The 22,145-nt window shown below is 33.8% G+C and carries 18 protein-coding genes; 9 read left to right on the forward strand and 9 right to left on the reverse strand.

The window, feature by feature from the left end; translation table 11 throughout:
* Positions 1 to 7 precede the first annotated feature (7 nt).
* The 4 genes from Q0822_RS17270 to acs are packed head-to-tail and all read left to right on the forward strand — an operon-like array spanning position 8 to position 5,323.
* Positions 8 to 1,396: an alanine/glycine:cation symporter family protein gene (locus Q0822_RS17270; protein WP_299126141.1), complete on the forward strand. Its 1,389-nt coding sequence runs from the start codon at positions 8 to 10 to the stop codon at positions 1,394 to 1,396.
* Positions 1,380 to 1,637: a DUF4212 domain-containing protein gene (locus Q0822_RS17275; protein ID WP_299126143.1), complete on the forward strand. Its 258-nt coding sequence runs from the start codon at positions 1,380 to 1,382 to the stop codon at positions 1,635 to 1,637. The genes Q0822_RS17270 and Q0822_RS17275 overlap by 17 nt, the downstream gene beginning before the upstream one ends.
* Before the next feature lie 19 nt (positions 1,638 to 1,656).
* Entirely contained in the window at positions 1,657 to 3,411 is a 1,755-nt protein-coding gene (locus Q0822_RS17280) for a sodium:solute symporter family protein (protein WP_299126271.1), read from the forward strand.
* 4 nt (positions 3,412 to 3,415) lie between these two features.
* The gene (gene acs, locus Q0822_RS17285; protein ID WP_299126145.1) at positions 3,416 to 5,323 is read left to right on the forward strand and encodes an acetate--CoA ligase; all 1,908 of its coding nucleotides are present in this window, start codon (positions 3,416 to 3,418) and stop codon (positions 5,321 to 5,323) included.
* Positions 5,324 to 5,325: 2 nt separating this feature from the next.
* Here acs and Q0822_RS17290 read toward each other — a convergent pair whose 3' ends face one another.
* Entirely contained in the window at positions 5,326 to 5,490 is a 165-nt protein-coding gene (locus tag Q0822_RS17290) for a hypothetical protein (protein ID WP_299126147.1), read from the reverse strand.
* A gap of 70 nt (positions 5,491 to 5,560) precedes the next feature.
* Between Q0822_RS17290 and Q0822_RS17295 the strand changes: the two genes are divergently transcribed.
* Both Q0822_RS17295 and Q0822_RS17300 read left to right on the forward strand, forming a co-directional pair.
* On the forward strand, positions 5,561 to 6,223 hold the full coding sequence (locus tag Q0822_RS17295; RefSeq protein ID WP_299126149.1) for an HAD family phosphatase: 663 nt from the start codon (positions 5,561 to 5,563) through the stop codon (positions 6,221 to 6,223).
* 125 nt (positions 6,224 to 6,348) lie between these two features.
* The gene (locus Q0822_RS17300; protein WP_299126151.1) at positions 6,349 to 8,940 is read left to right on the forward strand and encodes a zinc-dependent metalloprotease; all 2,592 of its coding nucleotides are present in this window, start codon (positions 6,349 to 6,351) and stop codon (positions 8,938 to 8,940) included.
* A 78-nt stretch (positions 8,941 to 9,018) separates the two neighbouring features.
* On the opposite strand, the gene Q0822_RS17305 is transcribed toward Q0822_RS17300, so the two are convergent.
* The 7 genes from Q0822_RS17305 to prfB all read right to left on the reverse strand — a co-directional run bounded on the left by Q0822_RS17305 (position 9,019) and on the right by prfB (position 16,121).
* Positions 9,019 to 11,505: a TonB-dependent receptor gene (locus Q0822_RS17305; RefSeq protein WP_299126153.1), complete on the reverse strand. Its 2,487-nt coding sequence runs from the start codon at positions 11,503 to 11,505 to the stop codon at positions 9,019 to 9,021.
* 31 nt (positions 11,506 to 11,536) lie between these two features.
* On the reverse strand, positions 11,537 to 12,220 hold the full coding sequence (locus Q0822_RS17310; protein WP_299126155.1) for a response regulator transcription factor: 684 nt from the start codon (positions 12,218 to 12,220) through the stop codon (positions 11,537 to 11,539).
* Complete coding sequence (locus tag Q0822_RS17315; RefSeq protein ID WP_299126158.1) at positions 12,220 to 13,248, reverse strand: histidine kinase; 1,029 nt, start codon at positions 13,246 to 13,248, stop codon at positions 12,220 to 12,222. The genes Q0822_RS17310 and Q0822_RS17315 overlap by 1 nt, the downstream gene beginning before the upstream one ends.
* A 323-nt stretch (positions 13,249 to 13,571) precedes the next feature.
* Positions 13,572 to 14,045 carry a hypothetical protein gene (locus Q0822_RS17320; RefSeq protein WP_299126160.1) on the reverse strand — a complete coding sequence of 158 codons (474 nt, stop codon included), beginning with the start codon at positions 14,043 to 14,045 and terminating at the stop codon, positions 13,572 to 13,574.
* 2 nt (positions 14,046 to 14,047) lie between these two features.
* Positions 14,048 to 14,389, reverse strand: coding sequence for an arsenate reductase (glutaredoxin) (arsC, locus tag Q0822_RS17325; RefSeq protein ID WP_299126162.1), 342 nt, complete (start codon positions 14,387 to 14,389; stop codon positions 14,048 to 14,050).
* A gap of 3 nt (positions 14,390 to 14,392) precedes the next feature.
* Entirely contained in the window at positions 14,393 to 15,010 is a 618-nt protein-coding gene (locus Q0822_RS17330) for an HAD family phosphatase (RefSeq protein WP_299126164.1), read from the reverse strand.
* A protein-coding gene (gene prfB / locus Q0822_RS17335) for a peptide chain release factor 2 (RefSeq protein ID WP_299126166.1) occupies positions 15,011 to 16,121 on the reverse strand; the annotation gives its coding sequence in 2 pieces (ribosomal slippage) (positions 15,011 to 16,057 and positions 16,059 to 16,121; 1,110 coding nt in all).
* Positions 16,122 to 16,224: 103 nt separating this feature from the next.
* Between prfB and Q0822_RS17340 the strand changes: the two genes are divergently transcribed.
* Together Q0822_RS17340 and Q0822_RS17345 are read left to right on the forward strand one after the other, a co-directional pair.
* Entirely contained in the window at positions 16,225 to 18,639 is a 2,415-nt protein-coding gene (locus Q0822_RS17340) for a zinc-dependent metalloprotease (RefSeq protein WP_299126167.1), read from the forward strand.
* A gap of 2 nt (positions 18,640 to 18,641) precedes the next feature.
* Complete coding sequence (locus tag Q0822_RS17345) at positions 18,642 to 19,661, forward strand: GntG family PLP-dependent aldolase (protein WP_299126169.1); 1,020 nt, start codon at positions 18,642 to 18,644, stop codon at positions 19,659 to 19,661.
* On the opposite strand, the gene Q0822_RS17350 is transcribed toward Q0822_RS17345, so the two are convergent.
* Entirely contained in the window at positions 19,654 to 19,977 is a 324-nt protein-coding gene (locus Q0822_RS17350) for a YbaB/EbfC family nucleoid-associated protein (RefSeq protein ID WP_299126171.1), read from the reverse strand. The two genes, Q0822_RS17345 and Q0822_RS17350, sit on opposite strands and share 8 nt — an antisense overlap.
* 78 nt (positions 19,978 to 20,055) lie before the next feature.
* Between Q0822_RS17350 and Q0822_RS17355 the strand changes: the two genes are divergently transcribed.
* Positions 20,056 to 22,119: a S9 family peptidase gene (locus Q0822_RS17355; protein ID WP_299126172.1), complete on the forward strand. Its 2,064-nt coding sequence runs from the start codon at positions 20,056 to 20,058 to the stop codon at positions 22,117 to 22,119.
* The last annotated feature ends 26 nt before the right edge of the window (positions 22,120 to 22,145 follow it).

Below are 22,145 nucleotides of genomic sequence, written 5' to 3' on the forward strand. Positions count from 1 at the left end.
ATAACCTATGGAGTCACTTAACCAACTACTCAAAGATTTTTCATCATTTGCTTGGGGTTTACCATTGCTTATTTTATTAATTGGAGGTGGATTGTATTTATTAATCCGTTCACAGTTTTTACCATTTCGCTATATCGGACACGCTATTAGTGTACTACGTGGAAAGTATGACGACCCAAACGCTGCTGGTCAAATATCTCATTTTCAAGCCTTAACAACCGCATTGTCATCTACTATTGGTATGGGTAATATTGCTGGTGTGGCTTTAGCTATTTCAGTTGGAGGTCCTGGTGCGATGTTTTGGATGTGGGTAAGTGCTATTGTTGGTATGAGCACAAAATTTTTCACATCTACTTTAGCAATATTATATAGAGGAAAAGATAGTAATGGTGAGTTACAAGGTGGACCAATGTATTTTATAACAGAAGGTTTAGGCAAGAACTGGAAATTTTTAGCAGTAATGTTTAGCATCTTTGGTATGCTTGGTGCTTTGCCTGTTGTAAATGTTAATCAGCTTAAACAAGCCATAAATGATATTATTTTAATTCCGAATGGAGTAGAAGTAAACTTTAATACTAATCTCATCATCGCCGCAGTTTTAGTACTTTTTACTACAATTGTTATTCTTGGTGGTATAAAACGCATAAGTGCTATAGCTTCTAAAATGGTGCCTTCAATGGTGTTGTTATATTTTGTTCTAGTGCTTTTAATTCTTGGTATTAATTATTCCGAAGTGCCTAGATATTTTATCATGATTTTCACAGATGCTTTTGAAGCTAATTATATAAAAGGAGATGCAATGTTTGGGGGCATGTTAGGCGCTTTAATCCTTTTGGGTATAAAACGTGGTGCTTTTTCTAATGAAGCTGGTATAGGAACTGCTCCTATGGCTCATGGTGCTGCTAGAACTGATGAGCCAGTTAGAGAAGGTTTAGTTGCTATGCTAGGACCGGTTATAGATACCTTAATTGTATGTACACTTACGGCTTTAGCAATACTAGTAACCGGAGTTTGGCAAACGACGACTGATAATGGTGTGAGTCTTACGGCCTCAGCTTTTAAAGATGCGCTTCCGCATGGTCAGTATTTATTAATGCTTTGTGTTTTTATATTTAGCATATCGTCACTTTTCAGCTATGCTTATTATGGTACAAAATGTATGTCTTTTTTAATTGGTGCAGATAAAAAGCACTACTATAATTACCTATATATTTCAAGCATCATTCTAGCTGCGACCACGGAATTTGAAGCTATGATTAACTTCATCGATGGAGTATTTGCATTTATGGCAATACCAACTATGGTTGCTACGATAATTTTAGCTCCAAAAGTGGTTAAAGAACTAAAGTCATACACTAATAGACTAAAACAAGCAAAAAATGAAAACCGACAATAATGCAAAAGCCTATTGGAGAGACAATATAAAGTACGTATTAATCTTATTGGTTATATGGTTTATTGTGTCTTATGGCGCTGGAATTTTATTTAAAGATGAGTTAAATACATTTAAAATAGGGGGTTTCAAATTAGGCTTTTGGTTTGCACAACAAGGCTCAATGTATGTCTTTGTTATTTTAATTTTTGTTTATGTAAGATTAATGAATAAGCTCGATAAAAAATATGGCTATGATGAATAGACTATTTCTTACAACCGAAATGGACGTACAAACTTGGACATACATTTTAGTCGGACTTACATTCACACTCTACATTGGTATTGCCATTTGGTCTAGAGCTGGTTCTACTAGAGAATTTTATGTTGCCGGTGGAGGCGTTTCTCCTTTAGCCAATGGTATGGCTACCGCAGCAGATTGGATGAGTGCGGCATCCTTTATTTCAATGGCAGGTATTATTTCTTTTGCAGGTTATGATGGAGCAGTTTACCTAATGGGTTGGACAGGCGGTTACGTTCTTTTAGCTTTACTCTTGGCGCCATACTTACGCAAGTTTGGAAAATTTACAGTTCCAGATTTTATTGGTGATCGTTATTATTCTAAAGCAGCTCGTATAGTTGCTGTATTTTGCGCGTTGCTAGTTTCATTTACTTATGTTGCAGGGCAAATGCGTGGAGTAGGTATTGTATTTTCAAGATTCTTGGAAGTCGATATTAATACAGGTGTTATTATTGGAATGTTAATTGTGTTATTTTATGCTGTTCTCGGAGGAATGAAAGGGATAACATATACACAGGTAGCCCAATATTGTGTTCTGATTTTTGCATTTATGGTGCCTGCAATTTTTATTTCTATTCAAATGACGGGTAATCCTATTCCACAATTGGGGTTTGGAAGTGAATTGAGTGATGGATCAGGAACTTATTTATTAGATAAATTAGATGGTCTCAGTACGGAACTAGGTTTTGCAGAATATACCGAAGGTTCGAAATCGATGATTGATGTATTTGCAATTACTTTAGCACTTATGGTTGGTACAGCTGGTTTACCGCATGTTATAGTTCGATTTTTCACCGTGAAGCGTGTAAAGGATGCAAGAAAATCTGCTGGTATTGCTTTGCTGCTTATAGTTATATTATATACTTCTGCACCTGCCGTTGCTGTTTTTGCTAGAACTAACATGATTGAAACCGTTTCAAATCAACCTTACGCTAAGGTACCAGAATGGTTTAAGAAATGGGAAGAAACAGAATTAGTAGTATTTACTGATAAAAATTCAGATGGTAATATCCAGTATTTGGCTGGTGATGCTTTTATAAAAGGTGAGAATGGAAAATTTGATTTTAATCAACCGAATCTAAGCACTAAAAATGAATTATACATAGATCGAGATATCATGGTATTAGCAAATCCTGAAATTGCTAAGCTTCCAAATTGGGTTATTGCCTTAGTTGCTGCTGGTGGCTTAGCTGCTGCATTATCTACAGCTGCTGGACTTTTACTAGTGATTTCGTCTTCTGTATCTCACGATTTAATAAAGAAAATAGTTAAACCTTCTATATCTGAAAATGGGGAACTGATCGCTGCGCGTTTGTCTGCAGTTGGTGCAGTTTGTATAGCTGGTTATTTCGGAATTAATCCTCCTGGATTTGTAGCTGCAGTTGTCGCTTTAGCTTTTGGCTTAGCTGCTGCATCTTTTTTTCCAGCTATTATTCTAGGGATTTTTTATAAACGAATGAATAAAGAAGGTGCTATTGCAGGAATGATTGTAGGTATAGTAAGTATGCTTTTGTATATGATAAAGTACAAATTGGGTTGGCTTGATGACGTTCTTCCTAGCAAAAGTGAGTGGTGGTTCGGAATTTCTCCTGAAGGTTTTGGTACTATTGCCATGTTGCTTAACTTTATCGTTTCAATAACCATTATGAAATTTACTAAAGCACCACCTCAAGAGGTTCAAGACATTGTGGAAAATATAAGAATTCCAAGTGGTGCAAAAGAAGCTTTAAATCACTAATTAAATGAGTAATTACCATATAAAACAGTTTGAAGAATACTTTCAAGTCTACAGAAAATCAGTCAGAAATCCAGAACAATTTTGGGAAGAAATTGCTGAAGAGCATTTTGTATGGAGAAAAAAGTGGAACAATGTTTTAAGTTGGGATTTTTCGAAACCAGAGGTCAAATGGTTTGAAGGTGCGCAGCTCAACATCACAGAAAATTGTCTAGACAGACATCTGCCCACAAGAGGAGATAAGACAGCAATTATTTTTGAACCCAATGACCCAAACGAAGATGCAGAGCATATATCATACAAACAGTTGCATGAGCGCGTTTGTAGATTTGCTAACGTGCTTAAAGAAAAAGGCATAGAAAAAGGGGATAGGGTCTGTATTTATTTACCAATGATTCCTGAATTGGCAATTTCAGTTTTGGCTTGTGCAAGAATAGGAGCTATTCATTCAGTTGTCTTTGCAGGCTTTTCTTCAACAGCATTGTCTACAAGAATAAATGATTGTGATGCCAAAATGGTAATTACCTCAGATGGTTCTTATCGTGGTGCAAAAACTATAGACTTAAAAGGTATTGTTGATGAAGCTTTAGAAGACTGTCCAAACATAGCATCTGTTCTAGTAGCGAAGCGTATTAATTCTGATATTAATATGAAAGACGGTCGTGATTTTTGGTTGAAACCGCTTTTGGATGATGCATACAGTGATTGTAATGCCGAAATCTTAGATGCAGAAGATCCATTATTTATATTATATACATCTGGCTCAACAGGAAAGCCTAAAGGTATGATGCACACTAGTGGTGGTTACATGGTTTACACTGCATACACGTTTAAGAACGTATTTCAATATAGAGATGATGACGTGTATTGGTGTACAGCAGATATTGGTTGGATTACTGGTCATAGTTATATTGTTTATGGCCCTTTAGCTAATGGGGCAACTACAGTAATGTTTGAAGGTGTGCCTAGTTATCCAGACTTTGGTCGTTTTTGGGATATTGTAGAAAAGCATAAAGTGAATCAATTTTACACAGCACCAACTGCCATTAGAGCTTTAGCAAAACAAGGTACAGAGTTTGTAGAAAAATATGATTTATCATCTCTAAAAGTTTTAGGAACTGTAGGAGAACCTATTAATGAAGAAGCATGGCATTGGTACGATGAAAATATAGGCAAAAAGAAAAGCCCAATAGTAGATACTTGGTGGCAAACAGAAACAGGAGGTATTATGATTACTCCGATTCCGTTTTCAACACCAACAAAACCAACATATGCTACCTTACCATTTATTGGAATTCAACCAGCTTTAATGGATGAAGCAGGGAAAGAAATAAAAGGAAATCAAGTTGATGGTCGTTTATGTATAAAATTTCCTTGGCCTTCAATGGCAAGAACAATTTGGGGAAATCACCAGCGCTATAAAGATACTTATTTTTCAGCCTTTGAAAACATGTATTTTACTGGTGATGGTGCATTAAGAGACGAAGTGGGTTATTACAGAATTACAGGTAGAGTAGATGACGTTATTATTGTTTCTGGTCACAACTTAGGAACAGCACCAATTGAAGATGCTATTAATGAACATCCTGCAGTTGCAGAATCTGCTATTGTTGGTTTTCCTCACGATGTTAAAGGAAATGCACTCTATGGTTATGTTACACTTAAAGATAGTGGAGAGAGTAGAAATCATGATAATCTAAAAAAAGAAATTAATCAATTAATTACAGACCGAATTGGTCCAATTGCAAAACTAGATAAAATTCAATTCACAGAAGGTTTGCCTAAAACGCGTTCTGGTAAAATAATGAGAAGAATTTTGAGGAAAATTGCTAGTAATGAAACAGATCAGTTAGGTGATACGAGTACATTATTAAATCCTGAAGTGGTCCAAGATATTATAAATAATGCGCTTTAAAGTTATTCAGTATTGTTTGCTTTTTTAGTTTTTGCTAATTCAACAATAGCTTTTAAACGTGCTTTGCGCTCAGCTTCTTTAGATTTAATTTTATTCTTTTTTTGAGCAATCAGCTTGCTATGCTTGGCTTTGTTAGCTGTGTTTTTCTCACGTCCTTTTTTTGCCATAGTATGAATATTTATAGGTAGTGAAATTACAACTTATAATATTTATCTTCGCCTGCTTAAATCTCGATCTATGCTTAAAGCAGTTTTATTTGATATGGATGGTGTCATAGTAGATACAGAGCCACTACATAGAAAAGCCTATCATCAAATGTTTGAGGATGTAAATATCAAAGTTGATTCAACTTTGTATGAATCCTTTACAGGGCAATCTACTATAAATATTTGTAAGCGTCTCGTTGAACATTTTGGCCTAAGTGATTCACCTGAAAACTTAATGAGCTTAAAACGTAAGCACTATAAATATTTATTTGAAAATGATGATGAGCTAACTTTAATTGAAGGTGTTTTAGATTGCATAATAGATTATTATGATAATGGTATAAAATTAGTAGTAGCTTCTTCTGCTTCGATGGATGGGATCAATCAAATCTTTAAACGCTTTAATCTTAATCAATATTTCTCTGCAAAATTTAGCGGAGCAGATTTAAAAAAATCGAAACCACACCCAGAAATTTTCATTAAAGCGGCCAAATCAACAGGCTTCAAAAAGTCTGAATGTATGGTAATTGAAGATTCTACAAACGGTATAAAAGCAGCTCATGCAGCCGGTATTTTTTGCACAGGTTTTAGAAGTGAGCACTCTTTAGGTCAAGATTATAGTTTAGCAAATATTGTTATTTCAGATTTTTCGGAAATAAGCACTCATAATCTTTCAATAAAATTGAAAAACTAAAAAGTTATACTAGAGAACATTAAGTAATTTGAATGATATAGATTTTAACAATTAATAACATAGAAATTTCTCAATTATTCTATATCTTGTGTGAATCAAAACCATATTAATTAATCAAAAAAATTATGAATATCAAAAAACGAAATGTCCTTAGATTATTGTCTCTAGCATTTCTGATGTGCGCATTTGTTGCACCTCAAAATCTAGAAGCTCAGCGTAAAAAGAAAAAGAAAAAAGATAAAACTGAAGCGCCTGCACCAAAACCTAAATCAAAAGAAAAGTCCATAAAAGATCTTACAAAATCTAGCAAGAAGATTGAAGGACTTTTTACTATGTATAGAGATACTGTTACTGGTACTTTACAAATGGTAGTTAGTGATGACCACTTAGACAAAGATTACATTCATTTCAATCAAGTGTCAAATGGTGTGCTTGATGCTGGAAGATTTAGAGGAGCCTATGGTGGTTCAAAAGTTTTCAAAGTAAAAAAATACTATAATAAAATAGAATTTGTATCTCAAAATACCTCTTTCTACTTTGATCCAGAAAATGCTATTTCTAAATCCAAAGATGCTAATATGAGTGAAGGTATCATGGCATCTGTAAAAATTGAAGCTCATGACAAAAAAGAAGGTCTTTATTTAATTAAAGCTGATGATTTATTTCTAAAAGAAATATTTGCTCAAGTAAAGCCACCACGTTTTCCTGGTTCTAGTCCATTCGCCTTTAGCCTTGGTAATCTTGATAAAACAAAAACTAAGATTAATAGTATTAAAAACTATGAGGATAACACAAACCTTGAAGTTGAGTATGTATACTCAAAACCCTCAATTTTAAACGGTGGTTCTAGAGCAGTCACAGATGGCAGAAATGTTAGTATTAAAGTATTTCATAGTTTAATCGCCATGCCAGAGAATGATTATGAACCTCTTTTAGACGATCCTAGAGTAGGTTATTTTACAACTCAGGTTAATGACCAAACTGCTACCAACTCAACACCTTTTAAAGATTTGGTACATCGCTGGAATTTAGTTAAAAAGGACCCAAGCGCTGCAATTTCTGAACCTGTAGAACCAATCACATGGTGGATGGAAAATTCTACACCTGTAGAGTGGAGAGAAACAATTACACAAGGTGTATTAGAATGGAATAAAGCCTTTGAAAAAGCAGGATTTAAAAATGCAATGGTCGTAAAAATGCAACCAGATGATGCAGATTGGGACGCTGGTGATATTAACTATAACGTATTACGTTGGACGTCTTCACCTAATCCACCTTTTGGTGGTTATGGACCAAGCTTCGTAAACCCGAAGACAGGAGAAATAATTGGTGCAGATATTATGTTAGAGTATGTGCATTTTACAAATAGAGTATTCTATGACCAATTATTTGAGTTAGCAAAAGCTGATGTGGAATTTGATGCTTCAGAATATTTAAAAAAGAATAAGGTTTTATGCTCTTTCGGTCATGTAATGCACGAAAACACGATGTTTGGACAAGCAGTTATTGAAGCGTCTGGTAACTCTGATTTAGAGATGGCTCGTATGAAAAAAGAATCGATGCTAGCTTTAATTATGCATGAAGTTGGTCATACTCTTGGTTTAAACCATAACATGAAGGCGAGTCAATTATTTTCACCTGAGGAATTAGCAAATAAAGATTTTATAGAAGGTAAATGCTTGACAGGTTCTGTAATGGACTATGCAGGTATTAATCTTACTAAAGATAGATCTAAACAAGGACAATACTATGATACCTCAGTTGGTCCATACGACGTTTGGGCAATACAGTTTGGTTATACGCCTTTTAACTCTGAAAGCGAAAAAGTTGCGTTATTAAATAGATCTACAGAACCCGAATTAATATTTGGTAATGATGCAGATGATATGCGTGCACCAGGAAAAGCAATTGATCCTAGAGTAATGATTGGGGATTTATCTAATGATCAAATAGGATATTCTATTGACAGAATAGCGTTAGTAGATAGTATGATGAACTCTGTTAAATCCAAATTTTCTAAATCTGGAGAATCTTACCAAGAATTAAGACGTGCTTATTATTTATTAAGTGGACAACGCGCCATAGCTACAGGTGTTATTTCTAGATTTATAGGTGGTGTTTATGTAGATAGAGCAATGATTGGTCAAGAAGGTGGTACGCAACCATATACACCAGTAAGTTTAGAAGACCAAAAACGCGCTATGAATGCTTTAAAGAAGTACGCTTTCGCACCAGATGCTTTTAGTGCACCAAGTGAGTTATATAATTACTTAGCAATGCAGCGTCGTGGTTATAACTTTTTTGGAGGTCCAGAAGATCCAAAAATCCATAGGCAGGTATTAATTTATCAACAAAATATTCTAAGACATATCTTACATCCAAATACTTTGCAAAGAATTACAGATAGTGAGTTATATGGTAATGAGTATACTTTATCTTCTTTTATGACAGACTTAAATTCTGCTATTTTTAAAGCTGATATTTATGGTAATGTTAATTCGTTTAGACAAAATTTACAAATTGCATATACCGACATGCTTATCGATATGTTAACAGGAAAGCAAAACAGTAGATATACAAATAATGCAAAATCAATGGCATTATATAATTTAAAACGCATTAGAACCATGGCTGCACCTGCAGGCAATGTCTCTAGTAAGGCTCATAAACAGCATTTGCGTACTTTAATAGATAATGCACTTAAAGAAGTAAAATAATAACTTTAAGTATTAGACTTACCGAAAGCACAAATGACATTTAAGTTTTATCATTTGTGCTTTTTTTATTAAATCATGTTACCCTTCAAAATCAAAGTCATCACCACCGTTTCCATTGTCACGACCAGAACGTTCTCGCCTTTTCTTTTGATTAAAACGATATGTAAATGCTAAATTAAATGAGCGCACGCGCCTTTGGAATTCACCATAGTTATTAAAACTATCAGTAAAATTATCGCTTATGCGTTTACGAGAATTAAACACATCTCTAATGTTAAATGCTATAGAAGCCTTATCTTTAAATAAGTCTTTACTAAATGCTAGATCCATTGAGAAAATACCCTGATTGCGGCTTTGAGCAGTTTCTATAGGACCTCTATAAAATAGACGTGTTTGCCAATCTACATTTCCTGGTAATGTATATTTATTATTAAGCCTTACGAACCAGCTTAGATTGTCTGCATCGAAGTTTTGTCCTTCGAAATCACCTCTAGTACTAGAATTAAATAGATTAAAATTACCATTTAGGTTCCACTTTTTTGTTGGTCTATAGGTTAATGTAAATTCTAAACCGAACCTGTCGTTAGTTGCTAAATTAATAGGAGAGCGTCTTATCACAGGTACCAAATCAAAATTTTCATTTAACTGTTCAAAATCTGGGTCATTAATATTAATAGTCTGGTTAGTTTCAAAAATGTAGAAGTTATCCGTTTCCAGGGCAACAAAATTGAAGGCATCTTTAGCACGCTGAAAATATATTGAACTAGTTAAAGATAGCTTACCGAATTTTTTGAAATAACCAATATCAAAAGCATTAGATGTACTTGGATCCAAATCTGGATTTCCTTGAAATAGGTTAGTGGCACTACTTCTCGAAGGAAATGGATTTATAAATCGAGATCGTGGTCTTCTTATACGTCTATTGTAGCCTAATGTTATATTTTCATCTTCAGATAATTCAAAGGCTAGATTAACAGTAGGGAATAACTGGTGATACTCTTTTTTATCGAAATCACCACTTGTCACTTGGTCAATAGCAATGCGCGTTCCTTCATAACGTAATCCTAATAAGTAAGAAAACTTGTCGCCAATTTTATTACCATATTGCGAGTAAAATGCATTGACTTGTTGTTTAAAATCTAGAGAATTACTGAGGTTTGTATTCACCTGGAATGTCTCACCATTATCAAAACTAGATTCTACAAGATAGTCTGTAAATAAATCAAAAAACTCACCACGATAACCAAATTCAAACTGCCCTGTTTCGTTAATTGGTTGTACATAGTCCGCTTGTAAAAGAATACGGCCTTGGTTTTCGTCCGTAAGTACATTTTCAACATCAAAACCATTTTGGTTAATCATAGATTGTTCTAACTCTCTACTGTCTTCGTATTGAAAATCGAAAGTTAATTTATGCTGACTGTTACCATTAAACTGCTTGTCGTAGCTTAATGCGTATTGTACTGTTTTGTCATCCTCGAGTTCAGGATCTCTTCGAATGGTTGTATTGGTAAGTGTGTTATTGGCGTCAAATTCTTGTGTGCGATTAAAGGTATTACTTTCGTTATCACTATCTCTGTAAACTAAGGTTGCAGTCAATGAGCTAGTTTCATTGACATACCATTCAACACCTGTATTAGTGCTATAACCTTTCCTAACACGATCAAAATCGCGCTTTTCTACTAAAAATGTACTTGGATCATCACCATTGAAAAACTCAGTTTCGTTGAGCGCATTTCCTGGTGTTTCTCTATAATTGTAGCTTGTAGTATTAAAAATATTAACATCACCAGTTCTATAATTTATATTTCCAGAAATACCTGCTTGTAGAGGGTAACCACCATTTACAGTAATTGCACCATTTAAACCTTGAAGTTTACTTCGTCTAAGGATTATGTTTAGTATACCTGCTGATCCCTCTGCATCGTATCTAGCTGAAGGAGATGTTATGACTTCTACGCGTTCTATTGCTTCAGCAGGCAACTGACGCAAGGCATCGGTTGAGTTAAGGCCAACTAACCCAGATGGCTTGCCATTGATTAAAATTCTAACGTCATCATTTCCTCTTAACGAAACTGCACCTTCTACATCAACTGAAACAGATGGTACGTTATCTAATACATCACTTACAGTACCACCTCTAACGGTTAAATCTTTGCCAACATTATATACTTTCTTATCAAGTTTTATCTCTACAGTTGTACGTTCAGCAATAACTTCAACTTCGTTTAGGGATTCTACATCTACATTAAGTGCTACAGTACCAAGATTTATATCTTCCGAAATATTTTTGTCATAGTAATTTTTAGACTTGTATGAGATATATTCTACAACAATATCATACCTACCAATAGGTATTTTTAAGTTGAACTTCCCCTTAGAATCAGTAATAGTTCCTTCAATTATTGTATTGTCTGATTTAGACTGAAACGTAATCGTAGCGTATTCTAATGGGATATTAGAACCTTGTTCAACCACAGTTCCCTGAACTTTAACTTCTTTTTGAGCATGTGAAACAGCAACAGAAACAATAGCTAGGAGCGTAAAAATAAATTTGAATTTCATGTTTCTATTTATATATAAGATCATAGATATATTACTTTATAAGTTGTTTTGTAAATTCGTTTTTATAGGCTCTACCAATGGGAATGACAACGTTATTTTCTATAAAAACCTGATTCCCTGAAACCTTTTTAATTTTTTTGGTGTTGATGATATACGATTTATGTAATCGCAGAAACATTTTTTTAGAAAGAAACTCTTCCCAGTAGCGCAGTGATTCTGACGAAAGGTGCTTTTTGTTTTTTAGGTGAATTTCAGTATAATCTGAATCTGCTTTAATAAAAAGTATTTCGTTGGTTTTAACGCGGATATGATCATAACCACTTTTTATGTAAATTTCTTCTAAAGAAGTTGAATTTTCGTTGTCAATTTTGTCATTTTTAACTTTAGAAATTGCTTTTACAAAGCGCTGGAATGAAAAGGGTTTCAATAAATAATCTACCACATTGTATTCATAACTTTCGAGTGCATAGTCTTGAAAAGCAGTAGTTAAAATAACTTTTGGTGGATTTGAAAGGGATTTTAAAAAATCCATTCCTGATAATTTTGGCAAATGAATATCTAGGAAAATAATATCAATTGTTTTGGACTTTAAGACATCAATTGCTTGCAAGGCGTCAGTGTAAGCACCAACTAATGTTAATGTACTTGTATCTGCGATATATTTTTTCAAAATTCGCTGTGCTGGTAATTGGTCCTCTATAATTATACAGTTCATTAGTGTTGAATTTTACTTAAGCCTATAGTTAATTCTACTTGATAGAGATTATTTTTGGTTGTAATATCCAGTTTATGCGAATTTGGATAAATCAATGCCAGTCTTTTTCTCACGTTTTCTAGTCCTATACCACTATCGAGATTGTCGATATTACTTTGTGCATGATAGGTGTTACTGCACAAAAAAATGAGCTTTCCGTTTTTATCTATATTAAGTTTTACATTAATTGATATATCTTCCGTTTGACTGGAAGCACTGTGCTTAAAAGCATTTTCTATAAAAACTGATAAAATTATAGGTGCGATTTGGTAATCTTCAGGTACATTTTCTATGTCAATATCCACGCTTCCACGACCTTCAATTTGTAGTTTACTTAAATTAATATAGTTTTTGAGGTGTTCAATTTCTTTTTTGAGTGGCACAAATTGAGCTTTACATTCATACAACATATAGCGTAAAACGGATGAGAGTTCTAAAATAAGCTCTGGTGTTTTTGGTGAATTTTCTACCGCGTAGGCGTAAAGATTGTTAATGTTGTTGAACAGGAAGTGAGGGTTTATCTGTGATTTAAGATATTGTAATTCACTTTCCTTAACAGAATTTTTTAGCTCAAGGACTTCTCGTTGACTATTTAAAGCATCCCAAGCAAACTTGCAACCTACCAAAATAGTTATGGTTGGCAACGTACTCAATAAATTATAGAAAATCCCCAAAAATCTTTTCGCACGCGTTTCAGGATAAAAAATTTGCTCTAAAAAGGCTTCTTCTATAGTGATAACTAGAGCTACAACAATCAATGTATAGATAGTAAACTGCCAATATTTATTTTTGTATAAATATCTTGGTAATAAAAAGTAATTGATAAAAATACCTGCAACGGCAAAATTTAGATAGAAAAAAACCTGATGTGATTCAATTCCTGGTAATCGCTTATCGAATGCAAAAAAAACAAACACTACGATATTAAGAACGATTTGGAATAATAGTTCCTTAAAAGAAAGTCTCGATGTGTTTATATTCGATTTCACATCGTAAAAATAATTATTTCCGTAGGAGGAAAAGAATCAAAATTTGTCAACTCAACCATTAATACTCTAAACAACTCATTTAAAGGTATAAACAACATTTTTGTTTTTTACAACTTTATCTTAATGCATAAAATACTGATATGGATACTAGTGATGTAATTTAATGTTTTAGGAGAAACTTGATAAAATCGAATTATGATTGCTTTCTAATTATATAAAATAATCATAATTAAGATTTAAAATCTAAATGTGCTATTAAGGACGAATATTACGTAATGTTTTTAAAAAAAATAACCTATATTTTTGAAATAGATATGTGCTATTTAACCTTCATCCTTTTTTTTCTTTTTCTTTCTTTTCTTTTCTTTCTTTTTCTTTTTTACAACTTCGTTTTCATCAAACTCCCCCTTAATCATACCTTTGATTTTTTCCATATCTCCTTCAGAAATTAATTCTTTGAGGTCTACAAAATGAGTGTCATCTAAATTTTTTATAGCTTTTTCACGATCCAAACTATGCTCAAAACGGATTTTTAAAAGAGCCACTTTTGCATCATAATAACTGTTTAAGTATTGTTTGATAATTTCCTTTTGAAAATCGTCAGCTTCTAATGTCGATATGAAGTTTGCAATGTATTCATCTTTGCGCTCTTCCATCAATCGCTTTCGTTTTTCTATATCTTTTTCAGATGGTTCTCTAGTGGTTTGAGGAATACCACTGTTTCTGTTTCGTCTCATTTGTCCAAAGACGTTAAGACCTATTAACAGTGCAAAAATAATAAGGACTGTCTTTTTCATTTTTAAATAATATTTAGTATTGTTTCTGGTGGTCTACCAACCACTGCTTTTTTACCATTGATAACTATTGGTCGCTCTATTAGCTTTGGGTTTGCAACCATAGCCTCAATTATTTGTAGGTCCGAAAGTGTTTTACCCTTATATTCAGATTTCCAAATAGCTTCATTTGTACGTATCAAATTTATAGGTTTTATACCTAATTTTGAAATAACTCTTGTTAATTGGTCTACTGTCAAGTCTGTATCTAAATACTTTACAACTTCAAAATCTTTACCTGAAGCTTCTAAAATGGCTAGACCTTGTCTAGATTTTGAACACCTTGGATTGTGGTATATTTTTATCATAACTTATATATGTACTGAATACGTATTTAGTTTATCAATCAATACTTCTGGTGTTTCAAAATGTATGCCATTAATTCCGAAGGCTTCAGCAGCCTTTATATTTCTGAGATTATCATCAATGAAAATAGAATTTTCTGCCTTGATATTGAATCGTTTTAATGTTAACTCATAAATTTCTGGAAAGGGCTTTCGTGTCTTTTCTTCACCAGAAACCAAAATACCTTCAAACCAATGTAGAAAATCAAATCGCTCTAATGCAATTGGAAATGTCTCATGGCTCCAATTGGTTAAGGCTACTACTTTGTAACTCGGATTATCAATAAGCTTTCTAAGTATATCAACTGTTCCATGAATAGCGTCACCTAACATTTCTTCCCACCTTCCATAGAACATACGAATAAGTTCTTCATGTTCTGGAAATAAAGCGATGCGTTCTTCTGTAGCTTTTTGCATTGGGTAACCAGCGTCCTGATTTTCATTCCAATCACTGGTACAAATAGTATCAAAAAACCATTGCATTTTTTCTCGATCACCATTAAATACATCTAAATACACGTATTCTGGATTCCAGTCGATTAAGACTCCACCTAAATCAAATATTATCGTATCTATTTTTTTCATTTATAATTTATTTGAATCTACTTCTTGTTGTCCCATCATCATCAAATAGGCTTTTAAAAATGGTTCAATATCACCATCCATTACAGCATCTACATTTCCTGTTTCATGAGCCGAACGTACATCTTTTACTAATTTGTATGGATGCATCACATAATTTCTAATTTGGCTTCCCCATTCAATTTTCATTTTTCCAGCTTCAATATCATCGCGCTGAGCCATTTGCTTTTGTAGCTCAATTTCATACAACTGAGACTTTAGCATTTGCAATGCTCTTGTTCTATTATCATGCTGAGAACGGGTTTCGGAACATTGGATTTGTATTCCAGAAGGTTTATGTAATAACTGTACTTTAGTCTCAACTTTATTTACATTCTGTCCACCAGCACCGCTAGAACGTGCTGTTGTAATTTCAATGTCAGCAGGATTAATTTCAATTTCTATAGAATCGTCTACTAACGGATAGACATAAACTGAAGCAAAACTTGTATGACGTTTGGCATTGCTGTCAAAAGGGGAAATACGTACCAGACGATGTACACCATTTTCTCCTTTAAGCCAACCAAAAGCATAATCACCTTCAATCTCTAAGGTCACTGTTTTAATACCAGCAACATCACCATCTTGTAGGTTGAGCTCCTTAACTTTAAATCCACTTTTCTCGGCATACATCAAATACATCCGCATTAACATACTTGCCCAATCACAAGATTCTGTACCACCTGCACCAGCTGTAATCTGAAGTACAGCACTTAAACTATCACCTTCTTCTGAAAGCATATTTTTAAACTCTAGCTTTTCGATTGCATTTACAGCAGCCTCAAAACGATTTTCTACGTTTTCCATTGGAGCTTCGTCCTCCTTGTAGAATTCATAGATGACTTCTAGATCTTCAAATAAGGTTTTCGCAGAATTGTAATCATTAACCCAACTCTTTTTCTCTCTAATGGACTTCATAACCATTTCGGCTGCTTTTGAGTTGTTCCAGAAATTAGGGTCGAATGTTTGTTCTTCTTCGTTAGCGATTTCTATGAGCTTAGCATCTAAGTCAAAGATATTGTCTAAGTGTGTCTAGACGGGAATTAAGATCTTTTATTTGATCTGATGTTATCATAAATAGTAGTAATTTCTGCAAATATATAGTGTGGATTTAAAGTGCCATAATTTTGAAACGGTTTTTTAGAAATTCCGTAGTTTTATGATTCAATTTTTTAAATATGAAAAAATTAGTTTTCCTCTTTTGTTTTGTTTGTATGAGTGTTCAGTTTCAAGCACAAATTCTAGATAAGAAAGACCTGAAAGCATATGAAGGTTATTTTGATTTTTATTACGAAGAAAGTACGGATAAAATCTACCTGAAAGTTGAAAGGCTGAATGAAGAATTTCTATATGTGAATTCATTAGCTTCTGGTGTTGGTAGTAACGATATAGGTTTAGATAGAGGACAACTAGGCAATGAACGTTTGGTGTATTTTAAAAAAGCAGGTAATAAGTTGTTACTTATTCAGCCTAATTTAAAGTACAGAGCGAATACAGACAATGCACTAGAAAAGAAAAGTATTGAGCAAGCGTTTGCAAAGTCGGTATTATTTGGCTTTAAAATTTTGTCTAAAAAAGATTACGAATATATCATTGATTTCACTCCATTTTTAATGCAAGATACTCATGGTGTTTCTACGCGATTAAAAAGAAATAAAGAAGGCACGTACAAAATTGATGCTTCTAAGAGTGTATTAGAGTTAGAACGAACAAAAGCATTCCCCGAAAATGTTGAGTTTGAAGCGTTGTTGACTTTTAAAGGACAACCAACAGGAAGAAATTTAAGAAGTGTAACTCCAACAGGATCTTTAGTTACAGTTGTTCAGCATCATTCATTTATTAAACTTCCGAATAATAATTACAAACCAAGAGTTTTTGATACGCGCAGCGGAGCAATTTCTATGTCTTACATGGACTATGCAACTCCAATACAAGAGGATATAAAAAAGCGTTTTGTGATACGTCATCGTTTAGAAAAGAAAAATCCAAGTGAAGAAATTAGTGAAGCTAAAGAGCCAATTATCTATTATCTAGATCCTGGTACTCCAGAACCAGTACGTTCAGCATTATTAGAAGGAGCTCAATGGTGGAATGAAGCTTATGAAGCTATTGGCTTTAAAGATGCTTTTCAGGTGAAAATGTTGCCAAAAGATGCTGATCCTATGGATTGTCGTTATAATGTCATTCAATGGGTTCATAGAAGCACAAGAGGTTGGAGTTATGGAGCAAGTGTTGTAGATCCAAGAACAGGAGAGATTATAAAAGGCCATGTGAGTTTAGGAAGTTTACGAATTCGTCAAGATTTTATGATTGCACAAGCGTTGATGAATGAACCTTTTGCAGAGAGCGATGATAATTACCAGCCGATGTTAGATATGGCACTGGCGAGAATAAGACAACTAAGTGCTCATGAGGTTGGTCATACGATCGGTTTTACGCATAATTTTGCTGCAAGCACAAATAATAGAGCTTCGGTTATGGATTATCCACATCCTCAAATTTCAGTAAATAATGGAAAAATTGATTTTAGTAACGCCTATGCTACTGGAATAGGAGAATGGGATAAAGTAACAGTTGCTTATAGTTATTCTGAATTTGATAAAACAACAAATGAAAAAGAGGCTTTAAATAGAATTTTAAAGAATGCTCAAGACAGTGGTTTGCGGTTTATCACAGATTCTGACGCAAGAGCTTCTGGTGGCGCACATGCTTTGGCTCATTTATGGGACAATGGTAAGACACCAGCTGAAGAATTGAATGCTATTTTAGAATTACGTCAACAAGCAATATCTAACTTCTCAAAAGATAACATAAAGAGTTATCAGCCTTATTCTGTTTTAGAAGATGTTTTTGTGCCTCTGTATTTCTATCATCGCTTTCAAGTTGAAGCGGCAACTAAAGTGATTGGTGGCTTAGATTACAACTATGCTGTAAAAGGAGATGAGCAGTTGACCTCAAAACCAATTGATGTAGCTATGCAAAGAGAAACATTAGACGCTATTCTTAAAACGCTTGATGGTGAAACTTTGGTAATTCCTAAAGAAAAGCTGGGTCTATTTCCACCACGGGCATTTGGCTATAATCGTTCTCGAGAATCCTTTAAAGGAAAAACAGGAGTTGCTTTTGATCCGTTGAGCGCAGCTAATACAGCTAGTGATATGACTTTAAAGTATCTGTTACACCCCCAACGAGCTAATCGTTTGGTGTTACAGAAGAGTTTGGATGACAATCAAATGAGTTTAGAAGATGTCATCGACAAGCTTTTAAAACATTCTTTTGGTAAGAAACATGATGACAGCTATTTGTCAGAAATTCAACAACAAATCAATACAAATGTATTGAAGTATTTGATGAATTTAGCAGTCAGTGAAGAAAGCTATTTTCAGGTTAAAGCGATTGCGAATAAATTTATATCTTCGATAGTTGGCGACTATCTTTATGACAAAAAAGAAGGCAATCGGTATGCATCACAATATGGTATGATGATTAGAGAATTTTCACAACGTCCAGAAAAATTTAAACTAGAAGCTTCACCAAAAATACCAGATGGTTCTCCTATAGGTAGTGGTGTTTGTAATTACAATTCAAATTAAGTATGATAATAGATTTAAGAAGCGATACAGTTACCAAGCCATCTAAAGGCATGTTAGAGGCAATGCTAACAGCAGAAGTGGGTGATGATGTATATAAAGAGGATCCTTCAGTAAACGCTTTAGAGGAGCGATTGGCTGATATGTTCGGAATGGATGAAGCCTTATTTTTTCCTACTGGCAGTATGGCAAATCAAACCGCGTTAAAATTACATACTAATCCTGGCGAACAAGTTATTTGCGATAAATATGCACATATCTATAATTACGAAGGAGGTGGAGCATCGTTTAATAGCGGAATTTCTTGCAAGCTCATTGATGGCCACCGAGGAATGTTTACTGCAGAACAAGTTGAAGCGTCTATAAATCCACCAGATTTTTATCATAGTCCATTAAGTACTTTAGTTGAAGTTGAAAACACAACCAATAAAGGAGGTGGAGCTTGTTGGGACTTTGAAGAACTTAAAAAAATCAGAAAAGTAGCTGATAAGCATAAACTAGGCTATCACTTAGATGGAGCCAGACTTTGGAATGCACTTATGACAAAAGGTGAAAGCCCAAAGCAATATGGGGAGTTATTCGATACTATTTCTGTTTGTTTAAGCAAGGGTTTAGGCTGTCCAATGGGTTCTGTACTCATTGGTAATAGTGATTTAATGCAAGGAGCTTTAAGAGTTCGTAAAATTCTTGGTGGTGGTATGCGTCAAGTTGGTTTTGCTGCTGCTGCTGGTTTGTATGCTTTAGATAATCATTTTGAGCGCCTTTCTGAAGATCATATAAAAGCTAAGGAAATAGGTGAAGTGTTATCTAAATCATCTTCTATTAAGAAAGTAGAACCAATTGAAACCAATATTGTAATCTTTGAATTGAATAATAACTTAGATGAAGACCAATTCTTAAACGTTTTGAAAGAAAAAGGTATACATATTATTGGTATGGGAAGTAATAAGCTTCGGATGGTAACTCATCTAGATTATACAGGCCAGATGCACAAAAAGCTTTTAGGTGAATTAAAAACTATTTAAACATATCCATACCAGGTATATTTGGCATTCCCTCTTTAGCTACTGCAGCAATCTCAGTTTCATTAACATTAGTAGCTTTTTCAATAGCTTTGTTTAATGTTAAGATAAGATAATCTTCTAACATGTCTTTATCTTGAAGTAGTTCGTCATCAATGCTGATAGCTTTAATTGTTCTATTTGCAGTTATAGTAACTTTTAACTTATCGTCGTTACTTGCTTCATCAATTAAAACTGTATGCAAGCGTTCTTTAGTTTCTTCAACTTTTTTTTGAGCTTCTTTTAATTTGCTCATCATTCCCATCATATCTCCAAACATAATTAAGTGTTTTAAATTTTTACGAAGCAAAATTACTAAATTGCGCCACTTATTAGATTAAAATTTTCATAAAAACAGATGATAAAGAATTCAGAAATAAATCCACCCATTGCCAAAAAGATTCCACATCAATTAGAAAAGCATGGTGATGTGCGTATTGATAATTATTTTTGGATGAAGGATAGAGAACATCCTGAAGTATTGGACTATCTTAATAAAGAGAATGAGTATTGCGATAGAAAAATGGCGCATACTAAAGCTTTTCAGAAGGATTTGTTTGTAGAAATGAAAGCGAGAATAAAAGAAGATGATCAGTCTGTACCTTACAAGTATAATGGCTATTGGTATATCACAAAGTTTGAGAAAGGTAAAGATTATCCTATTTACACACGTAAAAAAGAGAGCTTAGATAATCCTGAAGAATTATTATTTGACTGCAATAAGATGGCAGAAGGTGAGAGCTTTTTTAAGTTAGCAGGTATAAGCATAAGTCCGAATAATAAGTTGGTTTCATATGGAATTGATACCACAGGAAGACGAAATTACACTATTCATATAAAAAATTTAGAAACAGAAGAAATAGCCTCAGATAGAGTATTTAATACTACAGGTTCTTCAAGTTGGGCAAATGATAACGAAACTTTGTTTTACACTAAAAAAGATGAGGTTACGCTAAGAGCCTTTCAAATTTATAAACATCGCTTGGGCGATAATACAGAAGATGAACTGGTTTTTCAAGAGGGTGACGATACTTTTGGTGTGGCAGTATATAAATCGAAATCTAAAAAATATATCATTATTGCATGCTACAGTACACTAACAAACGAATATCATGTTTTAAATGCGGACAATCCAGAAGGGAAGTTTCAAATTTTTCAACCTCGAATAAGAGGTTTAGAGTATAGTATTTCACATTACGATAATCACTTCTACATACTCACAAATAAAGACAAAGCGACTAATTTTAAGTTAATGAAGACTTTAGAGACTAATACTAAAGTTGAAAATTGGAATGAAGTTATTCCGCACAGAAAAGATGTTCTTATTGAAGGTATCAATATTTTTAAAGATTATTTGGTAATTAGTGAACGCAGTAATGGCTTGAATGAAATTAGAATAAAACGTTGGGATGGGACACAAGACTATTATTTGCCGTTTGATAATGAAACCTATACGGCTTACACAGGTACAAATGTAGAGTTTGATACGGAAGTGTTAAGATATGGCTATAATGCGATGACGACTCCTTCTTCTGTTATTGAATTTAATATGCGTACCAAAACAAAAACAGTTTTAAAAGAGCAAGAGGTCTTAGGCGGAAAATTCAATAAGGATAATTATACATCAGAACGTATTTGGGCAACAGCAGATGATGGTACTAAAATACCAATGTCTGTGGTCTACAAAAGGGGCATTAAAAAAGATGGTACTAATCCATTATTGCAATATGCATATGGTAGTTACGGTTCTACGGTAGATCCTTATTTTTCAACCATTAGGCTCAGTCTTTTAGATCGCGGATTTATTTATGTTATTTCACATGTTAGAGGAGGAGAATATCTCGGTCGTCAATGGTACGAAGACGGAAAGTTATTAAACAAGAAAAATACTTTTTCAGATTTTGTCGCTTGCTCAATTCATTTAATCAAAGAACGCTACACATCTTCAAAGCATTTGTATGCTATGGGCGGAAGCGCAGGAGGTTTGCTAGTGGGAGCCATAATTAATAAAGCACCAGAATTATATAACGGAATCATTGCAGCCGTTCCTTTTGTAGATGTTATAACAACTATGTTAGATGATTCAATTCCTTTAACTACAGGCGAGTATGATGAATGGGGAAATCCTAATGATATTCTATATTATAATTACATAAAATCCTATTCACCTTATGATAATGTCGAAGCAAAAGATTATCCGAATATGTTAGTAACCACAGGACTTAATGATTCTCAAGTCCAATATTGGGAGCCAGCAAAATGGGTGGCAAAATTACGTGATGTGAAAACTGATAGTAATCAGCTTTATATGAAAACTAATATGGATGCTGGTCATGGTGGCGCTTCTGGTCGTTTTGAAAGTCTAAAAGAAGATGCTGAAGAGTTCGCCTTCTTGCTTGATTTAGAGGGAATTTTAAGCTAATTAAAAAAAAAATGTTACTTTTGCGA

Origin of the sequence: uncultured Winogradskyella sp. (genome assembly GCF_947496485.1) — a bacterium.
In the GTDB taxonomy this organism is placed as follows: domain Bacteria; phylum Bacteroidota; class Bacteroidia; order Flavobacteriales; family Flavobacteriaceae; genus Winogradskyella.

Excerpts from the sequence above, each read along its gene's own strand:
- Q0822_RS17290 (WP_299126147.1), bottom strand. The coding sequence starts at position 5,490 with ATGGCAAAAAAAGGACGTGAGAAAAACACAGCTAACAAAGCCAAGCAT.
- Q0822_RS17340 (WP_299126167.1), top strand. The coding sequence starts at position 16,225 with ATGAAAAAATTAGTTTTCCTCTTTTGTTTTGTTTGTATGAGTGTTCAG.
- Q0822_RS17295 (WP_299126149.1), top strand. The coding sequence starts at position 5,561 with ATGCTTAAAGCAGTTTTATTTGATATGGATGGTGTCATAGTAGATACA.
- Q0822_RS17355 (WP_299126172.1), top strand. The coding sequence starts at position 20,056 with ATGATAAAGAATTCAGAAATAAATCCACCCATTGCCAAAAAGATTCCA.
- Q0822_RS17350 (WP_299126171.1), bottom strand. The coding sequence starts at position 19,977 with ATGTTTGGAGATATGATGGGAATGATGAGCAAATTAAAAGAAGCTCAA.
- Q0822_RS17330 (WP_299126164.1), bottom strand. The coding sequence starts at position 15,010 with ATGAAAAAAATAGATACGATAATATTTGATTTAGGTGGAGTCTTAATC.
- Q0822_RS17320 (WP_299126160.1), bottom strand. The coding sequence starts at position 14,045 with ATGAAAAAGACAGTCCTTATTATTTTTGCACTGTTAATAGGTCTTAAC.
- acs (WP_299126145.1), top strand. The coding sequence starts at position 3,416 with ATGAGTAATTACCATATAAAACAGTTTGAAGAATACTTTCAAGTCTAC.
- Q0822_RS17270 (WP_299126141.1), top strand. The coding sequence starts at position 8 with ATGGAGTCACTTAACCAACTACTCAAAGATTTTTCATCATTTGCTTGG.
- Q0822_RS17300 (WP_299126151.1), top strand. The coding sequence starts at position 6,349 with ATGAATATCAAAAAACGAAATGTCCTTAGATTATTGTCTCTAGCATTT.
- Q0822_RS17305 (WP_299126153.1), bottom strand. The coding sequence starts at position 11,505 with ATGAAATTCAAATTTATTTTTACGCTCCTAGCTATTGTTTCTGTTGCT.
- Q0822_RS17280 (WP_299126271.1), top strand. The coding sequence starts at position 1,657 with ATGGACGTACAAACTTGGACATACATTTTAGTCGGACTTACATTCACA.
- Q0822_RS17275 (WP_299126143.1), top strand. The coding sequence starts at position 1,380 with ATGAAAACCGACAATAATGCAAAAGCCTATTGGAGAGACAATATAAAG.
- Q0822_RS17310 (WP_299126155.1), bottom strand. The coding sequence starts at position 12,220 with ATGAACTGTATAATTATAGAGGACCAATTACCAGCACAGCGAATTTTG.
- Q0822_RS17345 (WP_299126169.1), top strand. The coding sequence starts at position 18,642 with ATGATAATAGATTTAAGAAGCGATACAGTTACCAAGCCATCTAAAGGC.
- arsC (WP_299126162.1), bottom strand. The coding sequence starts at position 14,389 with ATGATAAAAATATACCACAATCCAAGGTGTTCAAAATCTAGACAAGGT.